This window comes from Lactococcus lactis (assembly GCF_029023865.1).
In the GTDB taxonomy this organism is placed as follows: domain Bacteria; phylum Bacillota; class Bacilli; order Lactobacillales; family Streptococcaceae; genus Lactococcus; species Lactococcus lactis.
This window is the reverse complement of sequence record NZ_CP118969.1, coordinates 2,081,789-2,100,857: the sequence shown is the minus strand read 5'-3', so window position 1 is coordinate 2,100,857 and position 19,069 is coordinate 2,081,789. Positions and strand designations below refer to the sequence as shown.

Here is a 19,069-nt window from a genome sequence, read left to right as displayed (position 1 = left end):
GATTGAATGAATCCATATATAAGTGAGCTATTTGATAAGATAACCAAACTTGAATATTTTCAAGATGATTGCATTAAAAGTGGTTGCTTATCAACTGTTATCACAATAGGGACTCAAATTTTAGAACTAGAAAAAGAAGTTAAAAAAATCAGCAATATTATACACCCACTAATTCCAGAACCTTGGGCTAGTATGAGCGCTGATGAGATTATTAAAGGATTAGGAGTATATAAATGAAACTTTTGTGTAAGCTGTTCGGGCATAAGTGGGTATATCTAGGAACTTTAAGCAATGGAGAGTACCAAAGGTATAAAGAAAGGTGTGAAAGATGCGGTAAGGTTGTAAATGCAACATTTGCGACGAAAAACCCCTATTTTATCAACCGCTCAGACCTTGACGAGTCAGAGAACGTGTTCCCTGAAAAATGGCTTGATAAACATATGGATTGAGGTGGAAAGTGGATAGAATCGAAAGCATAACCTACGTTCCTATTGAAAAGAAAAATATAATTTTATCCAATCAAGAGATTTCTTACTCAGAATTTATAGAATTATTGGAACTTAATAATATTAAGATGAGCAAAATAATGTTTTTGAAATTCATGAGAGATCGAAGGATAACTATAGATGAAAAAGGTAAATTTTATAATTTCCCCACAGCATTTTCAATTGAAATGGGAATAATGTTATTATCTTCGACAACAAAAGAGAATGTACAAAAATATATTCCTAAGATAACCATTGAAGGGCAAAAATATTTTATAGAGAAATTCCATTACATGATTGAGGATAAAATTCCGAATGATTTTAGTTGGTATATGAATAATGATATTCGAGGTAATCCAACTTTTGATTATTTTGGTAATCAAGGAACATCTAAAAGTAAAATATATGCGTTCAGAACTGGAAGTAGTAGTCGGATTAAATATATTGAAGACAATATGGATTGAACGCAAAAAAAGCCCAAGCTGACCAAGCTTGAGCGAAATACTGAAGAATACTGCGATTTTTATTTTTGGTCATCAACATTATAGCACACAGACCAATAATTTATTCCAAAATAAAAATGCCCGAATTGACCAAATTCGAGCTTAATAGAACAATGTTTCATGGATAATTTTTATGGTCTAACAAATTATATCATACTGAGCTAGGAACTCGCTAAACTCAACTGGAGGAGAAAGAATGAAAGACAATAAACAAGTATCATTAATTCAAAGAACACTGCTAGAAGTTGCACATTTTAAAAAACATAATCTAAATGAATTTTTGATAGGGAAAACGGACTGGTGGTATTCTCCGCATTACGATAGGATTATGGCAATGAATACAGGGGAAAGACCATTACCTTTCAATAAAAAATATCCCGAAATTAACGATTGGTTATGGATTATGTCAACAATAGACGGAAATCTTGTATTGGATTGAACGCAAAAAAAGCCCAAGTTGACCAAATTCGAGCTTCGCATGTAAAAAATAATACTTTTTCATTTTATTTTGTGGTCACACATATTATATCATACTGAGCTAGGAACTCGCTAAACTCAACTGGAGGGAAAATAAAATGTTTTATATCACACCAACACCAACGTCATGGATTATCTGGACAATTATTTGGGTAATCGGAGTATTACTAGGTTTAGGATTGTTTATTCTAGGTTCAGTATTACGCGAAAACAGAAAAAATAATGTCGCTTATGGAGTTTTTGTTTTAGTAGCTTTAGTAGCGTTAACTTTAGTTGGACTATCCGGTTCATCATATTATCATAATTATACTAATTCATCGTCATATAACATGGCCAAGAAGAATCTCAAAATTGAATATGATATGAATCAACAGCGTACTATCATTATTAAAGATTATAAGGGAGATGTATTTTATGAATATACAGGTTCATTTTCTTATAAAATGTCTGGTCGTAAAGTTGATTTAACCGATAATAAAACCGGAAATAAGATTTCAGTCTATATGGGAGATAACGATACATTTATTGTTACTGACGCAGGGATTAAAGGAGAAAAGAAATGATTGCAAATATAATTATTATAGCCTACGTGTTACTAATGATTATCGGCCTGTTCATTACACCTTACGCAATTGGAAAGCCAAGAAGTCCAATAAGTGTTGGAACTGCAACCTTTAATATATTATTTGGAATTGCGTTTCTAATATCATTATATTTTAAATTAATTAATTAAACAAAAAAAGCCCACGGCAATGGGCTTCGGCAACTGAATTTCTAACTTAATTATACCACAAAAGGAGAATTTGATTAATGGCAGATAAGTTAGATAGAATTATTGGAGATTACGTTAATGGCAGACTTGAAGCCAGAATAAAATCAATTGAAAGCAGATATCTTTATAAGCAAAAAGTAGATAACTTAGGCATTCGTACGGCTTATTCTGGTGGTTCGGAACCTGAAAGTCATGTTTTAAATAAAGAAGCACTTGAAAATGATGAGGAATACATCAAACTCAAAGACCTGATGTACCAATTCAGCTTGTGGTACGAACCTTTAATTAAGGAGGAAAAAGAAATAATCAAGTTAAAACACTGTGGTTACGGTGGTTTTACATGGTACAGAGTAATGATGGAACTTGATAATGAAGGGATTGAGATTTCAGAAAAGAAAGCTAAGTTTATTTATTATCGCTTTAGAAAAGATATAAACCCTCATATTGGCTATTTCATTTGAAAGCATGGGTCAAATTGGGATAAAAACGACACGAAAAAGGCACGAAATTGGAGTGTTGCTCCTTGTTTTTGCTGATATACTTGTATTATGAAGTAAAAGGCAAAAGCACAAATATCATAAGTATAGGTTTGAATTTGCTTCATATTAGTGGCTGCATGGTCAAGGGGTTAAGACACTGCACTTTTAATGCAGAGGCGTGAGTTCGAATCTCACTCAGTCACATAATGGGTTGATAATAATATTCCCTTGGTTTGAATCCATAAAAACAGCAAGGTAACTTGCGACTGTACAGTGATGTCGTTACATTCACAACGGGGTTATTTAATGTTGTCTATCTCGTCATAGACGTTGCTGACTAACCCATAGGACTTTCTAGGAGTCAAGGGCTTACAGCGTAGCAAGTACGGAACGGAAACGTAGGCGCTCAGGGTTCGACTCCCTGACTTGCTATTATATTTTATTACAGGTTGTCCAATGGGCAGCCTTTTATTGTTGGAAAGGAGATTAAATGCCAGTATTAGAAAATGCAAGACACGAAAAATTTGTTCAATGCCTAATTTCTGGCATGAGCCAACGAAAAGCATACAGAGAAGCATTTAAGCAATCATCAAAGTGGAAAGACTCAACTGTAGATGTAAAAGCAAGCGAACTTTTTGGTAAGGTTTTGGTAAGGTATAAAGAACTTCAAGAAGAAGCTCAAGATGCCGCGATTATGACTCGTAAAGAGCGAATGGTCGCTTTATCGGAGATAGCTAAAAATGCTGAAAAAGAAGCTGACATGATTAAGGCAATTGACACTCTTAATAAAATGGATGGTGATTATACAAGCAAAGTTGAATTATCTGGTTCAGTCAAAACCAATCCTTATGTAGACTTATCGACAGAAGAGCTTAGAAAGTTGGCGAGTCGAGATGGATAAAATAGCGCTAGGGGCGAAAATCGAGCTGTCTAAGCGCTTTTTCTTTGATTACTGTAATCTCATCATGCCAAGCTTTTATAAACGAGATAGAGCTTATCTGGTGACAATGTGCGAAGAGTTTCAGTCGTTTCTAAATGATGATGAACACGATGTTTTAGTTTTGAATCTTCCGCCACGTCACGGGAAGTCGCTCACGCTCGGTAAATTTGTAGAGTGGGTGCTTGGTAATGACCACACGAAGAAAATCATGACTGGTTCATATAACGAAATTCTATCAACAGTTTTCTCTAAAAATGTTCGTAACACTATTCAACAAAATAAAGCGGATGTGGATAAGATTGTTTACTCCGATATTTTTGATTCCAAGATTAAAGACGGAGATGCTGCGAAAAACCTGTGGAGTTTGTCAGACGGTTATAACAACTATCTGGCGACTTCTCCAACAGGTACCGCAACAGGTTTTGGTGCTGATATTATTATCATTGATGATGTTATTAAGAATGCTGAGGAAGCCAACAATGCGACAGTCTTAGAGAAACACTGGGATTGGTTCGTAAATACCATGCTTTCACGTTTGGAGTCAGGCGGTAAAATCATAATCAATATGACTCGTTGGCATAGCGAAGATTTGGCTGGTCGCGCTTTGCGTGAATTACCTAAGAATGGCTATCGAGTAAAGCATATTAATTTCAAAGCTTACAATGAGCAAACGAATGAAATGCTTTGTGATGATGTTCTGACTCTTGAAGATTATAAGCGCAAAGTAAAAACAATGGGGGCTGATATTGCCAGCGCCAACTACCAACAAGAACCGATTGATGTCAAAGGTCGATTATATAGTGAGTTCCAAACCTACAACGCTCGCTCAGAGTACAAAAAGATTTGGAATTATTGCGATACCGCAGATACTGGGAAAGACTATCTCTGTTCAATTGTGTGGGGTGAAACCTCAGACGGTTTTGCGGATGTACTCGATATTATTTACACTCAAAAGCCAATGGAGTACACAGAAAACGCAGTGGCCAATCAGTTAATTAATAACAGAGTAAATGCATCAAGAATCGAGCGCAACAATGGCGGTCGGTCTTTTGCTCGTTCTGTCAGGGATAAGATTCAAGGTAAAGTTGCTTGTGCTGTGGAAGATTTCTTCCAAGGAAATAATAAAGAAGCTCGGATTTATTCCAATAGTTATTGGATAGAGCAGCACGTTCGATTTCCCAATGACTGGAGAACTCGTTTCCCTGAATACTATCAAGCAATGACAACTTATCAACGTGAAGGTAAAAATAAACATGATGATGCGCCCGATGCAACAACCGGCATTGCTGAGACAATGAGTGGTAAGCGAATAAAAGCCGGATTAAAATCATTTAAAATATAAAAGGAGATTTCTAATTGAAATACAAACCACCTAAATTAATGACATTTCCAAAAGATGAACCAATCACAGTTGAAGTGGTTAACAAGTTCATGGAAAAACATAAATTAGAAGTTGCTCGGTATGAGTACTTAAAAAATATGTATCTTGGAATTATGGCTATTGATGATGAACCGGCAAAAGACTCTTGGAAGCCTGACAATCGTTTAGCTGTTAATTTCACTAAATATATCGTTGATACTTTCACGGGTTACTTCAATGGGATTCCAGTTAAAAAGTCACATTCAGATAAAGAAATACTTACTAAATTACAAGAATTTGATAATTTGAATGATATGGAAGATGAAGAATCAGAACTTGCAAAAATGGCATGTATTTATGGTCGAGCTTTTGAGCTTTTGTATCAAGACGAGGACAAAAAACTTCATGGAGAAGTTTATACTCTACTTGAAACTATTAAAATCAGCGGAGAAAATGATGAGATTAGCTTTGGAGAAAAGACTTACAACCTATATCCAGATTTACCAGTTGTAGAGTTCTATTTCAACGAAGAACGGATGAGTATCTTTGAATCTGTTATTTCATTAGTCAACGCTTTTAACAAGGCTATTAGTGAAAAAGCAAATGATGTTGATTATTTCAGCGATCAGTATTTGGTTTTCATGGGAGCAGAAATAGACGAAGAAGATGCTAAAAATATCAAAGATAATCGTCTAATTAATTATTATGATAAGAATCAGAATAATCAAAGTGGTTCTGCTTCAAAAGTAGATGTTAAATTCTTAGAAAAGCCTGATAGTGATTCTCAAACAGAAAATCTATTGGACAGACTAACTAAATTAATTTTCCAAACAACAATGGTTGCGAATATCTCTGATGAATCTTTCGGGTCATCAAGTGGTGTCTCGTTAGCTTACAAGCTTCAAGCAATGAGTAACTTAGCTTTGTCATTTCAACGTAAGTTCCAATCTTCTTTGAATAGTCGATACAAACTATTTTGTGAGTTAAGTACGAATGTTTCGAACCGAGAAGCTTGGAAAGATATCGAGTATACCTTTACTCGTAATGAGCCTAAAGATATTAAAGAACAAGCTGAAACCGCTAGTATTCTTGCGGGAATTACAAGCCAAGAAACAGCTTTGAGTGTCATTTCTGTTATTCCAGATGTCCAAGCTGAAATGGAGAAAATCAAAAAAGAAGAAGCTTCTACAGCTATCTTTGACAAGGACAAGCAATCTAGTGAAAAGGGAACAGTAGTTCCTGAAACGAACGAGGAGGTAACCAATGCCCAAGATTAAAGTTGAAGCTGTAGTAAAGCAGCGCCTATTTTACAGATTCAGTATTATTAAAATAAGATTTATCTCTTTTTTCAATAAGCAACTTGCATCTAAGATGGCAGAGGAATTGATTAAAGATATTGAATCTAATTTCAAAAAATACTTTCTGTGTAAGGTCAAATCACCAAAGGAGTAACCTATGAGAACTCCCGACTATTGGATAAAACGTGAGCAAGCGTGGCAGGCGCAACAAATCAAAGATGATACCAAACGCATGAAGCAAATCATGGATAAGCTATTTGAAGCTCAAGAAGCCATTCAAAAAGAAATCAATGCCAACTGGCAGAACTTTGCGAATGGGCAAGGGATTTCTATCAGTGAAGCCATGAAACGTGCGGATAAAATGGATGTCAAAGCATTTGCCAATAAAGCTAAGAAATACGTAGAAGAAAAAGACTTTTCGCACCAAGCAAATCAAGTGTTGAAACTTTATAACTTGACCATGAGAGTGAATCGTTTAGAACTCCTGAAAGCAAATATTGGTCTGGAGCTTATTTCTGTATTTGACGATTTGGACAAATATTTCTCAAAGAATTTGACTGGTGCAGCTCTCACAGAATTTGAAAGACAAGCCGGAATTCTTGGTTTAAGCGTTCCTAAAGGTGGGTACACAATCTTAATTGAATCAGTGCTAAATGGAAGTTATAAAGTCGAAGGATTTGCCAGTTTCTCTGACAAGCTTTGGCAGTATCAATTTGAATTGAAAGCTGATATTGAAAAACTTCTCATTCGTTCAGTAACTGGTGGAATCAATCCAAAAGCACTAGCCCCACAACTAAAAAGGCTAATGACAGAAAAGGGAAAGCTCAATGCCACTTACAACGCCCAACGATTGCTAGTTTCAGAAACAACGAGAATTCAAACAGCTATTCAAGAAGAAAGCTATAAAAAAGCCGATATTGATAGCTATGAGTATATTGCTGAACCATCAGCTTGCCCTATCTGTGGAGCATTGAATGGTAAAATATTCAAACTTAAAGATATGTCGCCAGGAGTCAATGCTCCTAATATGCATCCGTTTTGTAGATGTAGCACCGCACCGCATGTTGATGATAAAGGTTTATGGGATGATTTACTTGATAGAAAAGTAATCAGTCAAGATGAATACAAGCAAGCTTTTGATGACAGGACAGAAGCTGACAAAGCGATTGAAGAATTGCGCAGAAAAAGAAAAGGATAGATTTCAATGAATAATGAACCAAAAAAGGCTGTAACTGGACAGCCTTTTAGTTATAAAGTCAAAGGGATTGATTCCCCAGAGACATTGTCGGGGATAATCAGTCGTCAGATGGAGCAGTTAAATCGCCATTTCCGCTGACACCTAAAACATCTTCCGCAAAAATTGTCAAGGTACCATAGGACTCAGAGTTATCAAGTGTCCTAACATTTTTCAAATGTATTAAGCTTATTTCTTCAGAAACTTTATCTGTTTTACTCTCTGAAAAAGTCATTTCCCAAGCTTGGTTTACAAAGTCTGTTTCAAGTTCGCTTGAAGATACAGGTTTGCCAATATACGTACCATTGGAAGTCAAAACCACTAATTCAGCATCTGAATCGTTTTTCTGATTAGCTACCAAAATCAATGTGTACCAGAACTTGATGTAAGCATTTTTTATAGAACTCAAATTATTTTTCCTTTCTACTAGATACTAGGCAAATGAGCCAGTAATTCAATTATAGCAAATAAACTTTTAAACCCGTCGAATCCCATGGGTTTTTCTTATGTCCGTTTCCGAACGTTGTGGACACTAAATAAAACACGAGAAAATCAGACTCCCAAGTCTTTAAATGCGAGTAGGAGGAACCAGAAATGGAACAAACAGAACTTTTACCCCTTAATTTGCAAACGTTCGCAGAAGAAGCAGCCGATGAGACGTCTGAAGCTGGTTCAGAAACTGAAACAGAAACGAATGAAGAAGAGCAACAAGAACAATCAACTGACAATGACAAAATTGTCGGAAAGCTTCAAAAACGAATCGGCAAAGAACAAGCTGAAAAAAATGAAACAAAAACACAGCTTGACCAAGCGCTGGCTCGTATCGAAGAACTTGAAAAAGGTGGCAAAAAGTCAGTCAAAGAAAAATCTGACGAAGAAAAAGCTGCCGAACTTCAAAAAGCTAAAGACGATGAAATCGCAAGCCTTAAAGCACAAATCAAAATTTCAAACATTACCAGCCAAGCTGATGAAGTATTGAAAGAAAGTGGAATTGCTTTGAGTGCTGCTGAATTAGGATTGTTAGTTGATGTTGACGAAGAAAAAACTTACAGTAATGTAAAAACTTTCCTCAATTTACTTGATAATCAACGCTCACAGTGGGAAAAAGCACGAAACACAGGGACAACGCCTAAACGTGTTCCTGGTAACACTGATGTCGATGTTTTTAAACAAGCGGCAGCCAAATATTAATAATAGGAGATCTAAATTATGGCAATTAAATATTTCACAAAACAATACGCTGGTATGTTACCAGACCTTTTCGCAAAAAAATCAGCTTTCTTGCGTGCTTTTGGTGGAGTTCTTCAAGTAAAAGATGGTGTCACTGAAAATGATACTTTTATGGAACTCAAAGTAAGCGACACTGATGTAGTTATCCAAGCATATTCAACTGATGCAAATGTTGGTTTTGGATCTGGAACAGGTAATACTTCACGCTTTGGTCAACGTAAAGAAGTTAAGTCAGTCAACAAACAAGTGAGTTACGATGCTCCTTTGGCAATTAATGAAGGAATTGATGATTTCACAGTCAACGATATCAAAGACCAAGTTGTAGCAGAACGTTTAGCACTCCATGGTGTGGCATGGGCCCAACATGTCGATAAATTGCTTGGTAAACTCTTATCAGATAGTGCCAGCGAAACGTTGACTGTAAAACTTGATGAAGATTCCGTGACTAAATTGTTCTCAGATGCTCATAAGAAATTTGTAAATAACAACGTTTCTACAGCCGTGCCTTGGGTTGCTTATGTTAATGCTGATATCTATGACTTGCTTATTGACTCTAAACTTGCAACAACTGCTAAAAATTCAAGTGCAAACGTTGATGAACAAACACTTTATAAATTTAAAGGTTTTATTTTATCTGAACTTCCTGATGAAAAATTCCAACTTAATGAAGGAGCTTACTTTGCTGCTGATAATGTTGGTGTAGCTGGTGTCGGAATTCAAGTGACTCGTGCAATGGATTCAGAAGACTTTGCAGGAACAGCACTTCAAGCCGCTGCAAAATATGGTAAATACTTGCCAGAGAAGAATAAAAAAGCAATTCTTAAAGCCACAGTAACAAAGTAATTGCCCCTAAGAGCGTAACGTTAAATAAAACAACGTTATCGCTTGCAGTTGGGGCAAACGAAACATTGACAGCAACTGTCTTACCAGTAGATGCAGATGATAAAACAGTAACCTTTGCTTCAAGTGAACCTACAATTGCTACGGTAACACCGAAACAAGGGAATGTAGTTGGTAAAGCTGAAGGTAAAACGAAAATTACTGGAACAACAGCTAACGGATTAACTGTTACATGCGATGTTACCGTAACTTCTGTATAATAAGGAGTAATTTATGGCTATCACTGATGATTTAAAAAAGCTTTTGGGCGGTTCATCGGATGAGCGCTTGGAAGTAATCGAAAAACGCACTCGTGAACGTCTATTGCTTATTCTTGGTTCTGACATTGAAGAAGTACCGCCAGAACTCGAATATGTTGTTTTGGACGTTTCCTTGAAGCGTTTTAACCGTATCGGACAAGAAGGCATGCAGTCCTACTCACAAGAAGGATTAAGCATGACATTTTCAGAATCTGATTTTGATGAGTATGCTGATGAAATTGAATCGTGGCGAAAATCTAAAGAAACAGAAGGAAATAAAAAAATTGGGAGGTTCAGATTGTATTGAGATATTTAGATGAAGTTACTTTTATCAAAGAATCGCCTGACTCCCATTATGACCCTGATTTAGGCGAATGGGTTGAAAAGGAGCCTACCAGAACTGTTTTTAGTGCAAATATCACTGATATTGGAACTGACAGAAGTGTAGAAGTTTTTGGAGATATTAAAAAAGGGGCAAAAGTCATGCGAATGATGCCCCTTTTTACTATGCCAGAATATGATTACATTGAGTTTGATAATAAAAAGTGGGCTTTAATGACTTACCGCAATCCAAGTGAGCGAAACACTTTTATTTTGCAGGAGGTCAATCAATGAAATCTAGCTTATCTATAAAAGGGATTGACCAGCTTGTAAAGCATTTGGATAAAGCAGCTTCTTTAAAGGATGTTCAACAAGTTGTAAAGTCTAACACTTCAAATATGACAGCGAATATGCAGAAACTCGCTCCAGTTGATACCGGATATATGAAACGATCCATAAAAATGGAGTTGACAGAAGGTGGATTCAGCGGACAAGCTGGACCACACACAGATTATTCCGCATACGTTGAATACGGAACACGTTTTCAATCTGCTCAACCCTTTGTAAAGCCTGCTTATAATGAGCAAAAAGGTCTTTTCATTAAAGATTTAGAAAGGTTGCTGAAATGATTAAAACTCGAGACCAATCTATTTTTGACGAATTGTTCAAACGAATACAAGCTTTGGGTTATACCGTTTATGATTATAAGCAAATGAATGAAGTGAGATATCCATTTGTTGAATTGGAGAATACTCAAACCATTCATGAACCAAATAAAACGGATATCAAGGGGACAGTAAGTCTCTCATTATCTGTTTGGGGCTTACAGAAAAAGCGCAAAGAAGTGTCTGATATGGCAAGCAATATATTTAATCAAGCATTGAATATAAGTTATACAGAGGGCTATTCTTGGGCTTTGAATTTACAAGCAAGTACCATTCAAATGCTGGACGATACAACAACAAAAACACCGCTCAAAAGAGCGTTGATTAACTTAGAATTTAGACTAAGATAGGAGATTTAATATGGCAGAATTAATAGCCAAACAGGGTAAAGATATTATCTTGCTCTATCGTTTGCTTAGTAAAGCAACAAAAGAAGCCGCTTGGAAACTTGCATTCCAAACAGAACACTCGAATGAAAAAACTCGAGATTACAACACTACAGCTACCAAAGATGGGACAATAGGTTCTCTTGCAGCAATTGAATACAGTTTATCTGCCACATCTATTGCAGCAAATGGTGACCCACATCTTGGCGAAATGGATGACGCCATGGATAATGGCGATATTATTGAAGTGTGGGAAATTGATAAAGCTGAAAAAGGATCTGATGGAAAGTACAAAGCGAAATATCTTCGTGCTTATCTCACAAGTTTCTCTTATGAACCTAACTCAGAAGATGCGCTTGAATTGAGTTTAGAATTTGGAGTGTTTGGTAAACCTCAAAAGGGCCAAGCCACACTAACTGAAGAACAAGCTAATGTTGTTCAGTATGTATTCAAAGATACTGTTGCGGGATAAAGCTGAAAATATTACTGACTCTGCCTGGAGTACAGTTGTAGAAGTGACAATTTAAATACTATAAACAAAAGGCTAGAGATTCGCTCTAGTCTTTATTTTTTAAGGAGAAATCAAAATGGAATTAACAATTAAAGGTAAACAAGTTCATTTTAAATTCGGAGTAAAGTTTGTACGTGAACTAGATAAAAATTTAGTAATTGAACAGAATGGCGTATCTTTTGGTCTGGCACTTGCTGTTAAAATCATTCCTGAACTAGAAATGGCTAACATTGCAACTTTATCGAATGTATTATTTTTAGGAAATCGAACAGAAACGCCTAAACTTTCTCAAGGCGATATTGATGATTTTATTGATGAATGCGAAGATATTGAAAAATTATTTGATGATGTTTTGAAAGAAATTACTGAAAGCAATACGGGGAAGTTAATCAAAGCAAAAATGACCAAATAGCCGAAAAGTTTGAAAGTTCGGAGGACACTTATGAGTCAATGATGATTAGATTCTTACGGTGTTTCGGCATCCAAGACTTATCTGTATTTGAACGCATGACAATTCGAGAATATTCAATCCGTTCAATCGCCTTTCAGTTGAGAACTTTGGACGAAGAAGAATTCATTTATGAACAAGCATGGGCCAATTGGCAAGTTCAAGCAACGAAACAACAAGGTAAAAAGCCACTTTATCCAACATTTAAAAAATTCTTTGACAAGAAAAAACTAGAAAATAAAATTTTAGGAATCGAAAGCCCAGAGAATAAGTTTAAAAAGGATAACAAATTAATTGACCTCATGAAAAAAGCAAATAACTAGGAAAGGAGGAAAATATGGAATCTTTTAGTGTACAAGCCTATTTGAAGGCTACCGATAATAATTTTGTTAGTACATTTAAAAACGCTGCTAAAGAAGTTCAAAATTTCCAAAATAATACTAATAGTACGATGTCTACAGTAGGGCAAGTTACTACATCAGCAGGTAAAACTTTGACTAAAGCAGTTACAGTTCCAATTATAGGAATTGGAGTTGCAGCCGCAAAAGTTGGTGGAGATTTTGAATCTCAAATGAGCCGTGTTAAAGCCATTTCTGGTGCAACAGGTTCGTCTTTTGAAGAACTTAGACAACAAGCGATTGACTTAGGAGCAAAAACAGCATTTAGTGCAAAAGAGTCAGCCACTGGCATGGAAAATTTAGCTTCTGCTGGTTTTAACACCAAAGAAATAATGGCAGCAATGCCGGGTCTTTTAGACTTAGCGGCTGTATCTGGTGGAGATGTTGCAATGGCATCTGAAAATGCTGCCACCGCTTTAAGAGGATTTAATCTTGATGCTAGTCAATCTGGCCATGTAGCTGATGTTTTTGCAAAAGCTGCCGCAGATACTAATGCAGAAGTTGGAGATATGGGAGAAGCGATGAAATATATCGCTCCCGTTGCTAATTCTATGGGTTTTTCAATTGAAGAAGTATCTGCAGCAATCGGTATAATGTCAGATGCAGGTATTAAAGGTTCTCAAGCTGGTACTTCACTTCGTGGAGCGCTTTCTAGGTTAGCAAAACCGACTGATGAAATGCAATCAAAAATGGATGAACTTGGTCTATCATTTTATGATTCAGAAGGTAAAATGAAACCTTTGAAAGACCAAATTGGCATGTTAAAAGATGCCTTTAAAGGTTTAACGCCCGAGCAACAACAAAACGCTTTAGTCACACTATACGGGCAAGAATCATTATCTGGAATGATGGCATTAATTGATAAAGGGCCAGATAAGCTAGGAAAATTAACTGATTCTCTTAAAAATTCAGACGGTGCTGCTGACAAAATGGCTAAAACTATGCAGGATAATATGAACTCATCATTAGAACAAATGATGGGAGCATTAGAATCTGCAGCTATTGTTGTTCAAAAGATTTTAGCTCCAGCAGTTAGGAAAGTTGCTGATTCAATTTCAGGATTAGTTGATAAATTTGTTTCTGCTCCTGAGCCTGTACAAAAAATGATAGTTACAATTGGGCTGATAGTAGCTGCAATTGGACCTTTATTGGTAATATTTGGGCAAGCTGTTCTTGTTCTACAAAGAGTAAAAGTCGGCTTTCTAGCCTTGCGTTCTGGACTTGCTCTAATTGGTAGTGGTTTTACTGCTATTTCTTTACCTGTTTTGGGAATAATCGCTGCCATAGCGGCTGTTATAGCTATAGGAATTTTAGTTTATAAAAATTGGGATAAAATTTCTAAATTCGGGAAAGAAGTATGGGCAAATGTGAAGAAATTTGCGTCCGATGCAGCCGAAGCAATCAAAGAGAAATGGGGAGACATTACTCAATGGTTCAGTAATACATGGAAAAGCATAAAAGAAGGCGCTAAAGGACTTTGGGATGGAACAATCCAAGGCGCAAAAGATGCCGTTGATAGTGTTAAAAACGCTTGGAATGGCATTAAGGAGTGGTTCGCTAATCTTTGGAAAGGTACGACAAGCGGGTTAACTAGCGCTTGGAATAGCGTTACAACAACCTTAGCTCCATTCGTTGAAACAATCAAAACAATCTTTCAACCAATGCTTGAATTTTTTAGTGGATTATGGGATCAAGTTAAAACTATCTTTGGTTCAGCTTGGGAGATTATTAAAACGGTTGTTATGGGCCCTGTTTTACTACTCATTGATTTAATCACTGGGGACTTTAACCAATTCAAAGAAGATTTTGGAATGCTTTGGCAAACACTAGCAACAGCGATTCAAACAATAGTCCAAACTTTTGTGAATATCGTAGTTGGATTTTACAGTTCATTTTTCCAAACTGTAGTTAATATCTGGACAACAATTGTAAACACAATCCAAAGTCTTTGGGGAGCTTTCACAACATGGGTCGTTAATATGGCTAAGTCTATTGTTGACGGAATTGTTAATGGTTGGAATTCATTTAAACAAGGTACCGTTGATTTATGGAACGCAACTGTTCAATGGGTCAAGGACACTTGGGCTTCATTTAAGCAGTGGGTTATTGATTCTGCTAATGCTATTGTGAACGGAGTCAAACAAGGTTGGGAAAACTTGAAACAAGGAACAATTGACTTGTGGAACGGAATGATTAACGGACTCAAAGGAATTTGGGATGGTTTGAAACAAAGTGTTAGTGATTTGATTGATAATGTAAAAACGACATTTAACAATCTAAAAAATATAAACTTGCTAGATATTGGTAAAGCCATCATTGATGGACTTGTAAAAGGTTTGAAGAAAAAGTGGGAAGATGGAATGAAATTTATCAGTGGAATTGGTAAGTGGATTCGTGAGCATAAAGGGCCAATCCGTAAGGATAGAAAACTTTTAACTCCTGCTGGTAATGCCATTATGACTGGTTTGAATTCTGGTTTAACTGGAGGTTTCCGTGATGTTCAATCTAATGTTTCGGGAATGGGGGATATGATTGCTAATGCAATTAATTCTGACTATTCTGTGGATATTGGGGCGAACGTTGCGGCTGCTAACCGCTCAATTAGTAGTCAAGTTTCTCATGATGTGAATCTTAACCAAGGCAAACAGCCAGCTTCATTCACTGTGAAGCTTGGGAATCAAATCTTTAAAGCCTTTGTGGATGACATTTCTAATGCACAGGGTCAAGCAATTAACTTAAATATGGGATTTTAGGAGGTAGAAATGTACAAGTTTAGAGATACGACAAAACAGGAGCATTATCGCAACCTTCCTTTTATTCCAACCAGCGCCATGAGTTATGATGGGACTTGGTTAGAGGAACTCATAGAAGGTTATCAGACATTGACTGTAGAGGGGCGAGAGATGTATTCTCTTAGCTTTGAATCACAAGAAATGCAAGTGGGAGGAGTGATAACCAATATTAAATATCCTCCTCGAGAGTTGACGATAAAATATAAGTTGGAGGATAGGGATCCTCGAGTATTACAAGAAAAGTTTGATACTTTAAAAGCGTTCTTGATTCGTCAAGAAGATGTTCCTATTATTTTTCATGATGATTTGGAATATACTTTTTATGGACGTTTCCAAACTGCTGATACTGTGGCGGGAGATACTAATTCAATTATTTCAAGTTTTACTGTACTTTGTAGTGATCCATTTAAACATGGAAAAATTCAAAGCGTTAAAAACAAAGTGATTGAAGTTTTGCCTTACCCAGTTAAACCTGATAAGCTATCATTCAAGTTATTGACAGATGGATTACTTGCAACTTATGGAAATTATCGCTTGAAGTCATCACAGGCTAAAAATGGCGACCTTTTGGAATTTGATTTCCAATCTGGCAATACTTTTATTAATGGAAAAGTAAATAACAACCTCTTAGACCTTGATTCTGATTTTAAAAATATCAGATTGACAACTGGAACAGATTTTTCAAGTTCAAACTATGAGTTAACGATTCAATATAGAAAGGCGGTGCTTTAGTGAGTATTATCTTATTTTTAGATAAGATGCAACAAGTCATCAAAAGTTATGATTCCAACGAGTTCATAGAATGTGTTCAGACAAAAGAAATCACAACCAACACTTCTGAATTAATGAATGACACACTTTCAGTTTCTTTACCTTTTAACGAAACAATTAAAGATGCCAGCTATATTGCAGTCAATGATACGAAAGAACAAGAGTTTTCTTTATATCGAATTTTAACCGCAAAAGATGAAGATAATTTATTATCATCTGAAGCGATAAATTTTGCAGTCGATGAATTGGATAATTTTATCATCAAAGATATAAGGCCTAAAAATAGGTCTTTTTCTTATGTGATTAATCAACTGTTATCTGATTCAGGTTGTGACTGGGTATTGGGTGTCTGTGAACCGATTAAAACAGTTTCAAGCATTTTTTACTATACTTCTATGCGTGAAGCGCTCAAAGCTTTGCAAGAACTAGGCGCAGAGTTCACATTTTCAATTGAAATTACAGGGAATAAGATTACGAAAAAAATCATTAACTGTTATAACCAAATTGGAAAAATTACCAATAAACGCTTTGAATATGGCGAGGAAGTTTTGAAAATTGTTCACCAACAAGACCGCACAAATATTGTCACTGCCCTAATTGGACGTGGAAAAGGTGAAGAAGTTGGGGACGGATACGGACGAAGACTTGAGTTTTCAGATGTCGAGTGGAGAAAGTCAAATGGAAAGCCCCTTGATAAGCCAAAAGGTCAAAATTGGATTGAATATCCAGAAATGACGAAAGAATATGGCATTCCATCAAACGGAAAAATGTTACCACGTAAAACGGTTGTTGTTTTTGATGATGTGGAAGATGCAAGCGAACTTTTACAAAAGACTTATGACCAACTGGCTTATTACTGCCGGCCACTTGTTCAGTTTAGTACTGAGATATTAGGCAGTGATTCAATTGGAAATACTGTTTCAATCCACAGAGGAGACCGAAATTATCACTATCAGACAAGAGTCTTTAAAGTAGTTACTGACCATGTAAATGGTCGTGTGCAAGCTAGTCTAGGCGATAATTTAAGTGGAAACTCAATTAATCGCCAGTTGTCACAAGTTCAAAGCAATATCTCTGACCTTGATAATAATAAAATGACATTTTATGACTCCACAGAAATTGGGAAGTATCAAGACGATATTATGCGCGGTGCTGGTGCGAACGGTGGCTCGATTTACATGGTCAACGGAATTGAAGCTGGTGTCTCTCAATCAAGAGAGACCTATGAGCAAGTTTTTATGGATGGTCCAAAGATTCAAGATTCACAGTATTTCATGATTCAAAATAATACTGGGATATCTTTTAAGCAATGTAAAAAAGGGCAATGGACGACAATCCAAGATGTCCACAATGGAGCAAGTACAACTGCTTGGACTTTAGACGGAACATTTAATGCTTCTTTCATTGCGGCAGGGATATTAGCAGGAGTTCTTATCCAAGGGGTTGTTGTTAAGTCAATCGGAACTAATTCTTTTTTTCAATCCGTATTATCTAATGGCGCTTTTTCGATTGAGCAATACAAAGAAACAAATAATGTTGATTATACAAATTCTGATTGGCAAAAATATATCCACGGTGGGAAAGTTGGAGAGTTTATCGGAACTTATGACGGGAACACAAGGAAGGCGAACGGATCAGCTTTAATTAATTACCCGGGTTATATTTTGTCAATTAACCAAGATAACGGAAAAGGGTCATCTACACCAGTTTTTCAAATTCCTTCAAATTCAGCTTTTGACAATCCAATGTATAAGTTATTTGGAAAAGGAACAATTTACGATGACCTTGAAATAAAGGGAAATCTCACAGCAAATAGTCTTAAAGTTAATGGGCGATTAGAAACAAAAGAATTGTATGTTAATGGTGTAAAAATCGATACCAACGGTGGAGGAAACTCTGGCGGCGGTGGCGCTGGTTGGAATGGGCAATATCCACCAGAAGTCACGAGTGATCGTGATAAACGTTACTGGCAAATCTGGGCAATGGCAATTGGGGCTGGTTTTTCTAAACAAGCTGCAGCCGCTTTACTCGGAAATGCACAGGGTGAATCTGATGCAAATCCAACGGCTGATGAGGGCGGCGGACGTCCTGGCTTTGGTTATGGTGTTTGGCAATGGACGGATAGTTCAGGCGCTAGCTCTGGACGTGTTTATATGATTAACCTCATGACACGGGCAGGAGTGATTGACAATCCTGACTCAATCACAGCCCAATTCAAGCTCTTGATGTGGCATTCACCAAACGGCCAATGGATTGCGAAAAGTTCTTATCCTTATTCTTGGACTCAATTCATGACATTAACGGATATTAACACTGCCACTCAAGCATTTGTAGCTAACTTTGAGCGTCCCTTAAACGGACACCCTGAACGTAGCACTTGGGCCCAAGAATGGTATAACAAATTTGTTAATCTTGAAATCCCAAGCGGTAGCGGAGGTTATATTGCTCCAATTTCAAGTCCTATTACCGTAACAAGTGAAATGGGTTGGAGAACTAGTCCAATCACCGGAGCGCAAGAATTTCACAATGCTATGGACTTGGTTAATGGCAATCCAACAACTCCAATCTTAGCTTCTGGCGATGGTCAAGTGGTACAAGCGGGAAGTAATTATTATGACTGGTATGGAAATTATACGGTCATCAAGCATGCGGATGGACTTTATACAGGGTACGCACATCAAAGCAGAATCGATGTTTCTGTGGGTCAAAATGTTAAAAAGGGCCAACAAATTGGACTTATGGGAGCGACTGGTCCGGTCACTGGACCACATTTGCACTTCCAATTTATGGACCAATATTGGCCATCATCAAGCGCTCACTTTAAGAATCCAAGGGATTATATCAAATTTTAGAAAGGGTC

At 36.6% G+C, this 19,069-nt stretch carries 25 protein-coding genes and 1 tRNA gene; 25 read left to right on the top strand and 1 reads right to left on the bottom strand.

The annotated features are described in order from the left end of the window. The first annotated feature begins 6 nt into the window (after nt 1-6). The 12 genes from PYW37_RS10525 to PYW37_RS10470 all read left to right on the top strand — a co-directional run bounded on the left by PYW37_RS10525 (nt 7) and on the right by PYW37_RS10470 (nt 7,512). The gene (locus tag PYW37_RS10525) at nt 7-237 is read left to right on the top strand and encodes a hypothetical protein (protein ID WP_044009616.1); all 231 of its coding nucleotides are present in this window, start codon (nt 7-9) and stop codon (nt 235-237) included. Then, entirely contained in the window at nt 234-449 is a 216-nt protein-coding gene (locus PYW37_RS10520; RefSeq protein WP_032944974.1) for a DUF1660 domain-containing protein, read from the top strand. The genes PYW37_RS10525 and PYW37_RS10520 overlap by 4 nt, the downstream gene beginning before the upstream one ends. Nucleotides 450-457: 8 nt before the next feature. After that, nucleotides 458-949, top strand: a complete 492-nt coding sequence (locus tag PYW37_RS10515) for a phage antirepressor KilAC domain-containing protein (protein ID WP_015968427.1) — start codon at nt 458-460, stop codon at nt 947-949. A 235-nt stretch (nt 950-1,184) separates the two neighbouring features. Further along, on the top strand, nt 1,185-1,427 hold the full coding sequence (locus PYW37_RS10510) for a hypothetical protein (RefSeq protein WP_023163998.1): 243 nt from the start codon (nt 1,185-1,187) through the stop codon (nt 1,425-1,427). Between the two features lie 136 nt (nt 1,428-1,563). Beyond that, nucleotides 1,564-2,028, top strand: a complete 465-nt coding sequence (locus PYW37_RS10505) for a hypothetical protein (protein ID WP_023189037.1) — start codon at nt 1,564-1,566, stop codon at nt 2,026-2,028. Between the two features lie 247 nt (nt 2,029-2,275). Continuing rightward, nucleotides 2,276-2,698, top strand: coding sequence for a RinA family protein (locus PYW37_RS10500; RefSeq protein WP_010905372.1), 423 nt, complete (start codon nt 2,276-2,278; stop codon nt 2,696-2,698). Nucleotides 2,699-2,845: 147 nt separating this feature from the next. Further along, nucleotides 2,846-2,920, top strand: a tRNA-Lys gene (locus PYW37_RS10495). Nucleotides 2,921-3,206: 286 nt separating this feature from the next. Continuing rightward, a complete protein-coding gene (locus PYW37_RS10490; RefSeq protein ID WP_023164002.1) occupies nt 3,207-3,617 on the top strand; it encodes a terminase small subunit in 411 nt (136 codons plus the stop codon). After that, nucleotides 3,610-4,998 carry a phage terminase large subunit gene (gene terL / locus PYW37_RS10485; RefSeq protein ID WP_025016871.1) on the top strand — a complete coding sequence of 463 codons (1,389 nt, stop codon included), beginning with the start codon at nt 3,610-3,612 and terminating at the stop codon, nt 4,996-4,998. Before PYW37_RS10490 ends, terL begins: the two co-directional genes overlap by 8 nt. A gap of 14 nt (nt 4,999-5,012) precedes the next feature. Then, entirely contained in the window at nt 5,013-6,293 is a 1,281-nt protein-coding gene (locus tag PYW37_RS10480) for a phage portal protein (RefSeq protein ID WP_025016872.1), read from the top strand. Next, nucleotides 6,280-6,468 (top strand): hypothetical protein, encoded by a 189-nt coding sequence (locus tag PYW37_RS10475; RefSeq protein ID WP_025016873.1) that lies wholly within the window; start codon nt 6,280-6,282, stop codon nt 6,466-6,468. The genes PYW37_RS10480 and PYW37_RS10475 overlap by 14 nt, the downstream gene beginning before the upstream one ends. A gap of 3 nt (nt 6,469-6,471) precedes the next feature. Next, nucleotides 6,472-7,512: a minor capsid protein gene (locus PYW37_RS10470; RefSeq protein ID WP_025016874.1), complete on the top strand. Its 1,041-nt coding sequence runs from the start codon at nt 6,472-6,474 to the stop codon at nt 7,510-7,512. Between the two features lie 97 nt (nt 7,513-7,609). Here PYW37_RS10470 and PYW37_RS10465 read toward each other — a convergent pair whose 3' ends face one another. Continuing rightward, entirely contained in the window at nt 7,610-7,957 is a 348-nt protein-coding gene (locus PYW37_RS10465; RefSeq protein ID WP_023164006.1) for a hypothetical protein, read from the bottom strand. A gap of 185 nt (nt 7,958-8,142) precedes the next feature. Between PYW37_RS10465 and PYW37_RS10460 the strand changes: the two genes are divergently transcribed. The 13 genes from PYW37_RS10460 to PYW37_RS10400 all read left to right on the top strand — a co-directional run bounded on the left by PYW37_RS10460 (nt 8,143) and on the right by PYW37_RS10400 (nt 19,061). Beyond that, nucleotides 8,143-8,739 carry a DUF4355 domain-containing protein gene (locus tag PYW37_RS10460; RefSeq protein ID WP_025016875.1) on the top strand — a complete coding sequence of 199 codons (597 nt, stop codon included), beginning with the start codon at nt 8,143-8,145 and terminating at the stop codon, nt 8,737-8,739. Between the two features lie 18 nt (nt 8,740-8,757). After that, a complete protein-coding gene (locus tag PYW37_RS10455; RefSeq protein WP_025016876.1) occupies nt 8,758-9,621 on the top strand; it encodes a hypothetical protein in 864 nt (287 codons plus the stop codon). Then, nucleotides 9,621-9,878, top strand: coding sequence for an Ig-like domain-containing protein (locus PYW37_RS10450; RefSeq protein ID WP_031558858.1), 258 nt, complete (start codon nt 9,621-9,623; stop codon nt 9,876-9,878). The genes PYW37_RS10455 and PYW37_RS10450 overlap by 1 nt, the downstream gene beginning before the upstream one ends. A gap of 13 nt (nt 9,879-9,891) precedes the next feature. Next, nucleotides 9,892-10,224: a phage head-tail connector protein gene (locus tag PYW37_RS10445; protein ID WP_025016878.1), complete on the top strand. Its 333-nt coding sequence runs from the start codon at nt 9,892-9,894 to the stop codon at nt 10,222-10,224. After that, nucleotides 10,221-10,532 (top strand): hypothetical protein, encoded by a 312-nt coding sequence (locus tag PYW37_RS10440; RefSeq protein ID WP_044009618.1) that lies wholly within the window; start codon nt 10,221-10,223, stop codon nt 10,530-10,532. Before PYW37_RS10445 ends, PYW37_RS10440 begins: the two co-directional genes overlap by 4 nt. Next, a complete protein-coding gene (locus PYW37_RS10435; RefSeq protein WP_025016879.1) occupies nt 10,529-10,867 on the top strand; it encodes an HK97-gp10 family putative phage morphogenesis protein in 339 nt (112 codons plus the stop codon). The genes PYW37_RS10440 and PYW37_RS10435 overlap by 4 nt, the downstream gene beginning before the upstream one ends. After that, the gene (locus PYW37_RS10430; protein WP_025016880.1) at nt 10,864-11,253 is read left to right on the top strand and encodes a hypothetical protein; all 390 of its coding nucleotides are present in this window, start codon (nt 10,864-10,866) and stop codon (nt 11,251-11,253) included. Before PYW37_RS10435 ends, PYW37_RS10430 begins: the two co-directional genes overlap by 4 nt. 10 nt (nt 11,254-11,263) lie before the next feature. Beyond that, nucleotides 11,264-11,761, top strand: coding sequence for a phage major tail protein, TP901-1 family (locus tag PYW37_RS10425; protein WP_025016881.1), 498 nt, complete (start codon nt 11,264-11,266; stop codon nt 11,759-11,761). 115 nt (nt 11,762-11,876) lie between these two features. Then, nucleotides 11,877-12,212 carry a tail assembly chaperone gene (locus PYW37_RS10420; RefSeq protein WP_015966829.1) on the top strand — a complete coding sequence of 112 codons (336 nt, stop codon included), beginning with the start codon at nt 11,877-11,879 and terminating at the stop codon, nt 12,210-12,212. Nucleotides 12,213-12,250: 38 nt separating this feature from the next. Further along, entirely contained in the window at nt 12,251-12,571 is a 321-nt protein-coding gene (locus PYW37_RS10415) for a hypothetical protein (protein WP_375710762.1), read from the top strand. A gap of 14 nt (nt 12,572-12,585) precedes the next feature. Further along, nucleotides 12,586-15,399, top strand: a complete 2,814-nt coding sequence (locus PYW37_RS10410) for a phage tail tape measure protein (RefSeq protein ID WP_025016883.1) — start codon at nt 12,586-12,588, stop codon at nt 15,397-15,399. 9 nt (nt 15,400-15,408) lie between these two features. Further along, entirely contained in the window at nt 15,409-16,170 is a 762-nt protein-coding gene (locus PYW37_RS10405; RefSeq protein ID WP_025016884.1) for a distal tail protein Dit, read from the top strand. After that, a complete protein-coding gene (locus PYW37_RS10400) occupies nt 16,170-19,061 on the top strand; it encodes a phage tail spike protein (protein ID WP_025016885.1) in 2,892 nt (963 codons plus the stop codon). Before PYW37_RS10405 ends, PYW37_RS10400 begins: the two co-directional genes overlap by 1 nt. The last annotated feature ends 8 nt before the right edge of the window (nt 19,062-19,069 follow it).

Coding starts and splice junctions, on each gene's coding strand:
- terL (WP_025016871.1), top strand. CDS start 3,610: ATGGATAAAATAGCGCTAGGGGCGAAAATCGAGCTGTCTAAGCGCTTT.
- PYW37_RS10420 (WP_015966829.1), top strand. CDS start 11,877: ATGGAATTAACAATTAAAGGTAAACAAGTTCATTTTAAATTCGGAGTA.
- PYW37_RS10520 (WP_032944974.1), top strand. CDS start 234: ATGAAACTTTTGTGTAAGCTGTTCGGGCATAAGTGGGTATATCTAGGA.
- PYW37_RS10460 (WP_025016875.1), top strand. CDS start 8,143: ATGGAACAAACAGAACTTTTACCCCTTAATTTGCAAACGTTCGCAGAA.
- PYW37_RS10510 (WP_023163998.1), top strand. CDS start 1,185: ATGAAAGACAATAAACAAGTATCATTAATTCAAAGAACACTGCTAGAA.
- PYW37_RS10500 (WP_010905372.1), top strand. CDS start 2,276: ATGGCAGATAAGTTAGATAGAATTATTGGAGATTACGTTAATGGCAGA.
- PYW37_RS10490 (WP_023164002.1), top strand. CDS start 3,207: ATGCCAGTATTAGAAAATGCAAGACACGAAAAATTTGTTCAATGCCTA.
- PYW37_RS10415 (WP_375710762.1), top strand. CDS start 12,251: ATGATGATTAGATTCTTACGGTGTTTCGGCATCCAAGACTTATCTGTA.
- PYW37_RS10410 (WP_025016883.1), top strand. CDS start 12,586: ATGGAATCTTTTAGTGTACAAGCCTATTTGAAGGCTACCGATAATAAT.
- PYW37_RS10425 (WP_025016881.1), top strand. CDS start 11,264: ATGGCAGAATTAATAGCCAAACAGGGTAAAGATATTATCTTGCTCTAT.
- PYW37_RS10455 (WP_025016876.1), top strand. CDS start 8,758: ATGGCAATTAAATATTTCACAAAACAATACGCTGGTATGTTACCAGAC.
- PYW37_RS10435 (WP_025016879.1), top strand. CDS start 10,529: ATGAAATCTAGCTTATCTATAAAAGGGATTGACCAGCTTGTAAAGCAT.
- PYW37_RS10430 (WP_025016880.1), top strand. CDS start 10,864: ATGATTAAAACTCGAGACCAATCTATTTTTGACGAATTGTTCAAACGA.
- PYW37_RS10445 (WP_025016878.1), top strand. CDS start 9,892: ATGGCTATCACTGATGATTTAAAAAAGCTTTTGGGCGGTTCATCGGAT.
- PYW37_RS10405 (WP_025016884.1), top strand. CDS start 15,409: ATGTACAAGTTTAGAGATACGACAAAACAGGAGCATTATCGCAACCTT.
- PYW37_RS10525 (WP_044009616.1), top strand. CDS start 7: ATGAATCCATATATAAGTGAGCTATTTGATAAGATAACCAAACTTGAA.
- PYW37_RS10505 (WP_023189037.1), top strand. CDS start 1,564: ATGTTTTATATCACACCAACACCAACGTCATGGATTATCTGGACAATT.
- PYW37_RS10470 (WP_025016874.1), top strand. CDS start 6,472: ATGAGAACTCCCGACTATTGGATAAAACGTGAGCAAGCGTGGCAGGCG.
- PYW37_RS10475 (WP_025016873.1), top strand. CDS start 6,280: ATGCCCAAGATTAAAGTTGAAGCTGTAGTAAAGCAGCGCCTATTTTAC.